The organism is Longimicrobium sp., from assembly GCF_036280135.1.
In the GTDB taxonomy this organism is placed as follows: domain Bacteria; phylum Gemmatimonadota; class Gemmatimonadetes; order Longimicrobiales; family Longimicrobiaceae; genus Longimicrobium.
In genome coordinates this window covers 1-8,671 of sequence record NZ_DASURI010000432.1, presented here as the reverse complement: position 1 = coordinate 8,671, position 8,671 = coordinate 1, and the positions used below count along the sequence as shown (strand labels likewise).

Genomic DNA, 8,671 nt, shown 5'->3' with positions numbered 1-8,671 from the left:
GGGGCATGAGCCCAGCCGTGCGACCTCAGCACTCTTCCCCCGCGCTGCTTGCTCTCCAGGCTTGCGCCCCCCCCCTGGCCGATCAGGCCGGGACGACCGACTTCACCACGCCGCGGAAGTCGACGGGGGTGCCGCCGAAGTCGAAGAAGGCCTTCATCTTCATCGCACCGCGGGTGAACATGCTGCCCACCTCCGGCGACGACTGCCGGACGATCTGCGGGATCTTCTGGTTGTTCAGGAACTTGATCTCGATGATCTCCCGCTCCTTGGGGTCCACCGCGAGCACCCAGTCGTTGGTCTCCTCCCAGGAGTAGACCTCGTGGATGAACTCGTCGTTCACCCCGAACTTGTGGTACCAGGGGTTGGCGTCGTTGTTGGCGCTGCCGGGGACCTTCTCCGTCTGGTTGATCGCGCGCGCCGCGTCGCCGAGCTCCTGCGGGACGTACAGGTGGAGCTGCACGTTCTTGCGAAGCCCCAGCTTCTTGTCGCTGTCCGGCTCCCGCTGGTTGGCCAGAAGGAGCCGCGCCTTGCTCAGCGCCGCGATGGACAGCGGGTCGGTGATCAGGTTGTTGCGGCTGGCGTGGAACCAGGTGAGCGTGTCCCCTTCCGAGAGCGACAGCACCGGGTTGCTGGTGATGAAGCTGAACAGGAACTCGGAGACGGTCCGCTTGCCCGCGCGCGCAATCCGGCCCGGGATCTTGCCCACAGCGCCCAGATCGTCGTTCATGATGTGCTTGCGGGTGATGGAGGCGAGGATGCCGCGCTCCTCCGGCTCCCAGATCGCCCGCTCCTGGCTGTAGACGCTGATCTCCGGGTAGTCCTCGATGTCCGTGTCGACCGTGGGGAAGCTGCCCAGGTAGCCGAGCCGGATGGCGGTCTGTGGCCGGAAGTCCGTCATGATCCCTTCCGTGCTCACCAGGTTCTCGTCGCCGTACTGCAGCTCGGCGTAGTCGTTGGCGAGCCGGCGGTTCAGCGTGTTGGCCATCACGTCCGGCAGCGTGGTCGTGTCGAACCCGGCCGCCTGGATGATGCGGCTCTCACGCCCGCCGAAGTTGCCCACGACGCTCTGGTCCTGGCCGCAGGTCACCAAGTTGTAGGCCGCCCGGAGCCCCAGCGGCTCGATGGTCCTCAGCTCCGGCTGCAGCGGCTCGAGCCCGAACGCGCGGTCCACCGCGGCCTGAAGCTTGTCGATGGGGTCCACGCCCACGAACACCTGCAGCGTGCCGCCGCCGGCCTGGGCCGGCCCCCCGAGCCCGGCCACGTGCGCCCGGCTGCCCTGGACGGCCTCGGCGAGCACGGCGCGCTGCGCGTCCACCGCCGCCTGCACGGTGGCCACCGTGGCCCCCGGCACGTCGAGCTCGCGGCGGAGCAGCGCCTGGGCGCCGGCCGGCAGCTGCGAGCTGGTGATCACCGTCTCCATCTGGGTGCGGAGCGCGACGGCCGCCATCACCCGGTCGGTGATGGACTGGACGTCGACCGCCGCGGCGGCTGCCTGGGTAGCCGCCGGCGCCGCCTGGGCGGCGGGGGCCGCCTCCGACTCCACGGACGCCGCCGCGGCGCGCAGCTCCTGGTCGTTGGCGAGCGCGAGCAGCTCGCCGTAGGTGAACGCGGCCAGGTCGCGCCCGGCGAGCACCTGCGGCCGGCTGGCCTGAATGGCCTTGATCAGACGATCCCGATTCATCTCCTCCTCCGTGTGAAGCGGGCCGCGCGATGCGACCAGCTGGGTGAACCCGCCGCCGGCGGCGGGGCGCAGGACCATGTCCGTGCTGAGCAGCGCGACCGGCTCGGTCGCGAAGTAGACCTCCCGCCCCGCGTGCATGCGGATCTCGCCGTGCCCGCGCGAGTCGATCGAAAGCCCGTAGCGGGCCGGGTTGCCGCGGCGCCAGGCGGAGAGCAGCTGCACGCGCTTCTCCTCGGCCAGCGGGCTGCCCTCGTCCAGGTGCACCGAGGCGACGGCCGCATTCCCCTCGAACGCCGGGTCCGCCGTCCAGCCCACCACCTGGTTCTGCAGCTTCTCACGCGCCTCGGCCTTGTGCCCCGTGGCCGTGTCGTCCAGGGCGTAAACGGGCGCGTTCGCCAGCATCGGGACGAGCGCCCGCACGTACTCCTCGGTGAAGAACACGGGCAGCGCCGCCGTGCGGCCGTCCTCGCGCACCACGTTGACGGCCGCGGTGGACATCCCGGCCCGCATGATGACGGCCCGCCATACGCGCCCCTCCGGCTCGGAAGCGTCGGCCTCGGCCGCGGACAGCCGGAGCGCCGAGCCGTCCACCTCCACCTGCAGCGCGGCCGCGACGGGGACGTACTGCGTCTCCACCTCGACGCCCTCCCCGAACGTGACCGCCCCGTCGTCCGCGATGGTGTAGGGAACGCGGTAGGTTTTCTGCCCCCGCCGCGCCACCACCTCCGCCTGCTCCACGTCCAGCACGGACCAGTACTCGCTGCGGTCGATCAGCGAGTCGTTGCGGCGCCAGACGGCCTCCTCCACCGCGCGCACCCGGGCGCTCAGAGATGGCGTGGCCGCCTGGATCCGGACCGGCACCCGGGTGTGCGCCGCCGTCATCAGTCTTCCTCCCCGCCGCCGTCCGTGTTCGACGTGTCGCCGCCCGCCCCGGCGCCGGCCGCGGCACCCGCGGCCGCCTTGCCCTTCGGCTTCTCGCCGCGGAAGCGCTGGCCGTCGTTGGTGATGATGATCACCTCGGCGTCCGTCTCGACCCAGTCGAACACCTCCTTGGCCGCGATCTCCCGCGTGCCCTCCGGCTTGCCGTTCCTGATCGCGGGGCGGCGGACCAGCTGCCGAAGCTCCCGCGGGATCCTGTTCTCGTTCACCTGGCGTTATCCTCTGGTTTCAGGTTGACCACCGCGCGAGGTACGGGATCGACTCGCACCCGCACCCCACGTTGTTCTCCGCCGAGCCGGACGGGTCGCGCGGGAACATCAGCTTCTCCCCGCCCACGTCGAAGCGCTCGCGCGCCCCGCGCTTCTGCCCGTTGGCGGCCGCGTGCGCCGCGCGGCTCTTCCGGCTCCAGAGCCACTCCTTGCCCAGGTCCGGAACCAGGTCGAGCGCCTCCTCCAGGCGGGCCTGCGCCGAGGTGGAGTGGATGCGCCCGGTCTCGGTGCGCATGATCATCTCGCTCCTCAGCCGGATGCGGCCGAACGGGCCCGGGTCCTTCAGCTCGCGCCCGATCCCCGCCATCGTCTCCTGGGGCGACTGCCCGCCGAGCACGCCCAGGCGGATGTGCGCCTCGATCGCGGCGCGCCCGTCCGCGAGCGCGATCGACAGCTTGTCGGCGGAGTAGTCCGCGAGCGTCCGCACGAGGCTGTCGCTGATCAGGCCGCCGCTCACCCGGATCCCCGCCGCGCCCAGCGGCCCGTCCACCATCCCCGGGCCCCGGCGGGCGGCCGCCTCGAAGAACCCGAGAGCCACGTCCTCCGCCCCCGCCTGCCACCGAGCGATCTGCACGCCCACCTGGGCGAGCAGCCGCGGCAGGAACGCCTGGTCGAACTCGGAAGGCAGCCCGCCCAGCACGTCGCGGATGCTCGACTGCAGCAGGCGGAGCAGGTCCAGGATGCGCAGCACCCCGTCGTTCACGCCGGCGCGGCGGCGCGCCAGCTCCTCCTCCACGACCCCGCGGAAGCGGTCCCGCTCGCGGCTCACGCGCCGGCGGGGCCGCGGCCGGCCAGGCGCTCGTCATAGAGCCGGCCGAGGTCGTCCGCGGCGTTCCGGCCGCGCTGCTCGCGCGCCCGGGCGAGCATCTCCTCGGGGTCGATCTCCAGCCCCACGTGCGTGCCGAGCGCCGCCATGAACCGCGCGCCCGTCTCCTCGTCCGCGAAGCCGCCCTGCTGTGCGATCGTCACGGCACCAGCGATCGACTGGAGGGCGGACGCGACGCGGCTCACGTCCTTGGTCGACAGGTCGGGAAGCGTGACCGTGACGGCGCGCGCCTCGGGCGTGTCCCGCAGGTACCCGACGCGGATGCCGGCGTCGATCTGGGCCCGGAGCCGGTCCTCGATCAGCCAGCGGAGGCTCGTCTGGCGGGCCGTCAGCGTCTTGACCGTGTGGCCGTCCATGCTGTCGGCCGTGCTGCGGTTCACGTCCCCGCCGCCGCCGTACCAGTGCTCCGGCTGGCCCGCCCCGCCGAGCACGTGGTTGCGGAAGGAGCGGATGGACTCGGACGCGGCCGCGCTCTTCTCCGCGCCGCCGACGAGCGTCCGCTTCACCTTCTCGTTGTGGCCGAAGATCGACAGCGGCCGCGGCGGCGGCATCTCCGCTAGGTAGTCGTCGATCTGCTGCTGGCTCCACCCCGTGAACTCGTAGTCCCACAGGTAGTGGTTGGTGGCCTTGGTGCGGACCAGGTCCGCGAAGAGCAGCTGCTCGTAGCCGTCCAGCCAGTCGGCCAGCGCGAACAGGTCGCTCACCCCGCGCGTGGCCGTCCGCAGCTTGTTGACGGCGGTCACGACGAGCTCGCCGTCGGTGAAGCGCTCGCGCTCGGCCAGCGCCGCCGGCGACAGCCAGGCCTCGTCCTCCTTCCGGAGCAGAACGCGCCAGCGCCGCTCCCGCCCCCCGGCCGTGTGCGCCTTCTGGACGACGCCGATCGGCATCGTGGCGTCGTCGGGGCTCGTCACCACCTGCTCCACCCACGTCGGGTCGAGGACCCCGAACTTGATCACCCCGGAGTAGGGGTTCTGGAAGGCGGGCGCGAACTCCTCCCCGAAGAGCCCCAGCTCCTTCACCAGCTGGGGCAGCTTCATGTCCCAGCGGTTCACGTCCCAGTGCGCGCGCAGCAGCGCGTCGGCGCGTGGGTCCTCGACCGAGAACGTCGCCCCTTCGCCGATCATCCACTCGGCCTGCGCGTCGATGACCCGTTTTCCCAGCGGGTTGCGGTGCCACAGGTAGGCGGCGATCTCCTGCATCCGCTGGTGCGTGACCCCCGGCAGGTCGCGCGCGCTCCCGGAGAGCGGCTGCCACCCTTCCGCCGCGTCCCGCATCTGGCGCGCGGCGGGGCTGCGCCTGGCGGCGGCCTGCAGGGCGTCGGGCTTCTTGCGCGCGGCCATCAGCCGAACATCCTGTCGACCAGGTTGGAGAAGAAGCCGCCGAGGGCCCCGGCGTCGCCGCCGCGCGCGCCGAGCCGCGGAGCGAAGGCGTCGCTCTCCCCCGACAGCCGGCCACGCCCGAACGCGTCCTCGGCCGTCAGCTCGCCGGCGAGCAGCGACGGCTCACGGCTCGCGGCCGCCGGCGCGACGCCCACCAGGACGTCGTCCAGCTTTCGGTTTGCCTGCTGGACGGCGTCCCACAGGTCGTCGTTGGGATGCTGCGGGTACAGCTGGATCTGCTCGCGCGCCTCCTTGGGCAGCGACGCCGCGAAGACGAGCGTGCCCGACATCACCAGCGGCCGCTGGCTCTTGATGCGCGTGTGCTTGTCGCCCGTGGGCGTGACCGGCTCCACGGGCAGCGCGATGCCGAGCCCCTTCGCCTTCTCCTGCAGCTGCACGTCGTAGGAGCTCAGGCCCACCCGCTCCACGCAGAGCACCGTGAAGGGCCGCTGGCGGTGCTGGCCGATCGCCGTCTCGATCACCTGCTCGGGTGGGATCCGCCCGACGACCGCCCAGGAGACCAGGCGCCGCCCGTCCGCGAGCGCGTCCACCCGCGGCAGCGCCGAGGTGTCGCCCTTGGCCGTGCCGCGGCTCGGGTCCCAGAAGCCCACGGACGCGACCACGTCGGAGAGCGGCGGCAGCTCGTCGGGGCCCAGGAACTTCAGGCTCTCCTCCGGGAAGTAGCAGCCGGCCGGGTCGAACGGGTCGTTCTGGCGCTCCGAGCGGAAGGAGGCGAAGTCCTCGGCCCGCTCCACCATCAGGCCGTACAGGTCGAACTTGGCCGGCCAGAGGACCAGGGCCCCGGCGTCCATGTCGGCCTTGCGCCGCTCGTAGAAGACCCGCGCCGCGGCCGCGCGCCGCTCCTGCGTGCGGATGCGCACGCCGGCCTGCCGCCACTCCCCGTCCACGCAGGTGAAGTGCGGCACCTCGCGCCGGAAGAGCACCTTCTCCCACGCCTCCCACAGCTTCATCTGCGCGGGCGGCGCCTCCAGGGCGCGGTAGACGCGGCGCTCGTCCCCGTCGATCCGCCGCGCCAGGAAGCTCTCGGCGTGCAGGATGGTGCCGATGTAGAGGTAGACCGCCGCGAAGCCGAGCTTCTTTACGACCCTGCTCAGCCAGGCCTCGAGTTTCTTGCGCAGCTGCGGGTTGTTCACCTGCTCGTCCTTGTCGATGTCGTCGATCCCCACGAAATCGGGGCGCAGCCGCCCGCGCCGGAGGCCGCGGGTCGCGCGGCCCTTGCCCGCCGCGACCATCCGGGTGCCGTTGCCGAGGGCGAGCTCGTCGGAGCGCGGCTGCTCGGCGAAGGTGCAGAACTCCGGGTAGACGGCCTGCAGCCGGGTGTTGGTCTCGACCTCGGCGCGGATGTCGGCCAGGAACGCGGCCGCCTGGGGGTCCGTGTGCGTGAAGAACACGAGGAACTTCCGGACGGCGTTGGACGCCATCCACACGAACCCCTTCATCAGCGTGACGCTCTTGCCGTGCTCGCGCGGCACCGCGAACGCCTCCTCGCGCGACGCCTTGCTGCCCCGCGTGCGCCGCCGGCGCGCCAGCTGCTCGATCACCTCCAGGAGGTCGCGGTGGGCACGGCACTGCTCGACCGCCTCCCCCGTCTCCTCGTCCACGTGGTAGTGGGCGAAGAAGAACTCGCTGAACGCGTGGATGTCGGCCGCGAAGCACGCCTGCACCTGGTCGCGCGTGGCCGTGCCCGGCAGCTCCAGGAAGTCGCGCGCGTCCTGCAGCGCCTCCTCGAGCTCGGCCTCCTCGTCGCTCTGCTCCGGCTCGGGCGCCGCGGGCTCGGGGATCAGGTCCTCGAGCTCGTCGCGCAGACCCCGCTGGCGGGCCTGGAACGCGGCCAGGGAGATCTCCTTCATTTTGCCCCTCTGCCGCGCGAGGAGCCCCGGGAGGCCCATGCCCCCACCACGGCCTCGGAAAGCCGCAGGAAACCCCTTTCGAAACGGCCTGGCGCCCGTCTCCGCGGATCATCGAGCAGGCTTCGCCCGCAGGTGAAGCAGCGCGTCGGCGTCCAGGTGCAGCCCCACCACTCGGGAGAGGGGGCGCGGCAGGTGTGTCCCGGCGCGCTCACCCGACCGCCTCCCCCATGCGATCCGCCTCGGCCGCGACCAGGTCGATCACCTCCTTGCGGTGCCGGCGCACGGCGGGCCCGAGCACGGGGTGCCCCTCCAGGACGCGCACCAGGCGCTTGGCCATCTCGCGCGCCGTGGGCAGCGCGGCGGGGGGCGCGTGCTTGAGCGAGACCATCGCCGCCGTGCTCATGGCAAAGGCCTGCTGCGGGTCGCCGGAATCGCGCGCCCGCTCGGCCAGCGCCAGCGCCACCTCGGCGCTCTTGCGCTCCAGCTCCGCGTGCGCCTTGCGCAGCCGGCCCCACGCCTCCGCGCGCGACCACTTCTTGAGCGTGCCGAGCGGCACCTGCACACGGGGAGCGATCTCGTCCAGTGGCACGTAGCCCATGAACAGCTGCCGGGCCCGCCGGCGTACCGCCTCCCTGTGCGCCATGCATCAGGCCGCCGCGGCGGCGACGCCGGCGCGCGCCTGGTCGGCCAGCGCGTCGAGGCGCTCCGTGCGCTGCCGCAGCACGAGCAGCGTGGCCCTCGCGTTGACCCGCTCCAGGCGGAGCGCCATCACCTTGCGTTCGATCCGCGCAACCAGGTCACGCATCGGGGTCACCATCGTTCGGGCGGGGAGTGGTAGGGGAGGAAAGGTGGATCAGCTTCTGCACGTTCTCGACGGTCTGGTCGAAGCGATCCCCGGTGGCCAGCAGGTAGTCCCGGAAGGCGGCCGTCTGCTCGCGGTTCTCCCGCCACAGCGAGCGTACCACCGTGAGCCAGAAGGTGTTCGTCACGCACACGGCCGCGAACAGCAGCAGCGCCACCGCGACGGGGCTCTGCAGCACGCCCTCCCACGAGCGCAGGTCGCCCGGCGTCATGCGCGGTCGACGCGGCCGCGGATGCTCTCCAGCTCGTCGAGCACCTGCCGCGTCTCCAGCTCCCGCCGGTCCAGCGCCAGGTTCTCCACCTGGCGCCGTTTGCGGCTGGTCTCGCGGTCCAGCTCGGCGCGCGCCAGGATCAGGTGGTCGCTCTCGCGGTTCAGGTGCTCGATCTCCGCGTCCACGCTCTCCGGGTCGTCGTAGATCAGCGACTCCACGGCGAACTTGAAGAGGTCCAGCTTGGCGAGCGCGACGCGGATCCGCTCACGCGTCCGGCGGCCGGGCTTGACGCTGCCCTCGATCCGCCGCATCACGGCCCGCCCGTCCTCCTCCACCTGCCGGACCGCGTGGTGAAGGTCGCGCTGCAGGTCTTCGCTCAGCTGCTGCTGGCCCAAACGATCCTCCTTTACCGGTGGCCCGCGGCCCCGGCCTGGCGGGGCCCGTGGCTGACGGTGATGTAGGGCGACTTCTGCTTGACCGTGGTGTGGGCCTCGACCACGGCGCGGTCCAGCTGGCCGCCGTCCAGGAGGCCCTTGAGCGCGACCGGGTCCAGCGTGTGGCGAGTGGCCTTGCGGCGCGCCGCGGGGGAGAGCGACTCGATGATCCGGAGCCGCTCGCCGTCCGGCAGCAGGT

At 72.2% G+C, this 8,671-nt stretch carries 9 protein-coding genes and 1 pseudogene; all 10 read right to left on the bottom strand.

The genetic code is table 11. The annotated features are described in order from the left end of the window. Positions 1–82: 82 nt before the first annotated feature. Positions 83–2,563: a hypothetical protein gene (locus tag VFZ20_RS13905; RefSeq protein WP_329684498.1), complete on the bottom strand. Its 2,481-nt coding sequence runs from the start codon at positions 2,561–2,563 to the stop codon at positions 83–85. Further along, positions 2,563–2,829 (bottom strand): hypothetical protein, encoded by a 267-nt coding sequence (locus VFZ20_RS13900; RefSeq protein WP_329684497.1) that lies wholly within the window; start codon positions 2,827–2,829, stop codon positions 2,563–2,565. The genes VFZ20_RS13905 and VFZ20_RS13900 overlap by 1 nt, the downstream gene beginning before the upstream one ends. Before the next feature lie 19 nt (positions 2,830–2,848). Then, positions 2,849–3,658 (bottom strand): hypothetical protein, encoded by an 810-nt coding sequence (locus tag VFZ20_RS13895; RefSeq protein WP_329684496.1) that lies wholly within the window; start codon positions 3,656–3,658, stop codon positions 2,849–2,851. Continuing rightward, complete coding sequence (locus tag VFZ20_RS13890; protein WP_329684495.1) at positions 3,655–5,055, bottom strand: hypothetical protein; 1,401 nt, start codon at positions 5,053–5,055, stop codon at positions 3,655–3,657. Before VFZ20_RS13890 ends, VFZ20_RS13895 begins: the two co-directional genes overlap by 4 nt. Next, a complete protein-coding gene (locus VFZ20_RS13885) occupies positions 5,055–6,965 on the bottom strand; it encodes a hypothetical protein (RefSeq protein WP_329684494.1) in 1,911 nt (636 codons plus the stop codon). The genes VFZ20_RS13890 and VFZ20_RS13885 overlap by 1 nt, the downstream gene beginning before the upstream one ends. Positions 6,966–7,173: 208 nt before the next feature. Then, on the bottom strand, positions 7,174–7,563 hold the full coding sequence (locus VFZ20_RS13880; protein WP_329684493.1) for a hypothetical protein: 390 nt from the start codon (positions 7,561–7,563) through the stop codon (positions 7,174–7,176). Between the two features lie 48 nt (positions 7,564–7,611). Next, on the bottom strand, positions 7,612–7,770 hold the full coding sequence (locus VFZ20_RS13875) for a hypothetical protein (RefSeq protein WP_329684492.1): 159 nt from the start codon (positions 7,768–7,770) through the stop codon (positions 7,612–7,614). Further along, a complete protein-coding gene (locus VFZ20_RS13870; protein WP_329684491.1) occupies positions 7,763–8,038 on the bottom strand; it encodes a hypothetical protein in 276 nt (91 codons plus the stop codon). The genes VFZ20_RS13875 and VFZ20_RS13870 overlap by 8 nt, the downstream gene beginning before the upstream one ends. Then, positions 8,035–8,433: a hypothetical protein gene (locus VFZ20_RS13865; protein ID WP_329684490.1), complete on the bottom strand. Its 399-nt coding sequence runs from the start codon at positions 8,431–8,433 to the stop codon at positions 8,035–8,037. Before VFZ20_RS13865 ends, VFZ20_RS13870 begins: the two co-directional genes overlap by 4 nt. 11 nt (positions 8,434–8,444) lie before the next feature. Further along, a pseudogene (locus VFZ20_RS13860) lies at positions 8,445–8,671 on the bottom strand (hypothetical protein); the annotation flags it as partial.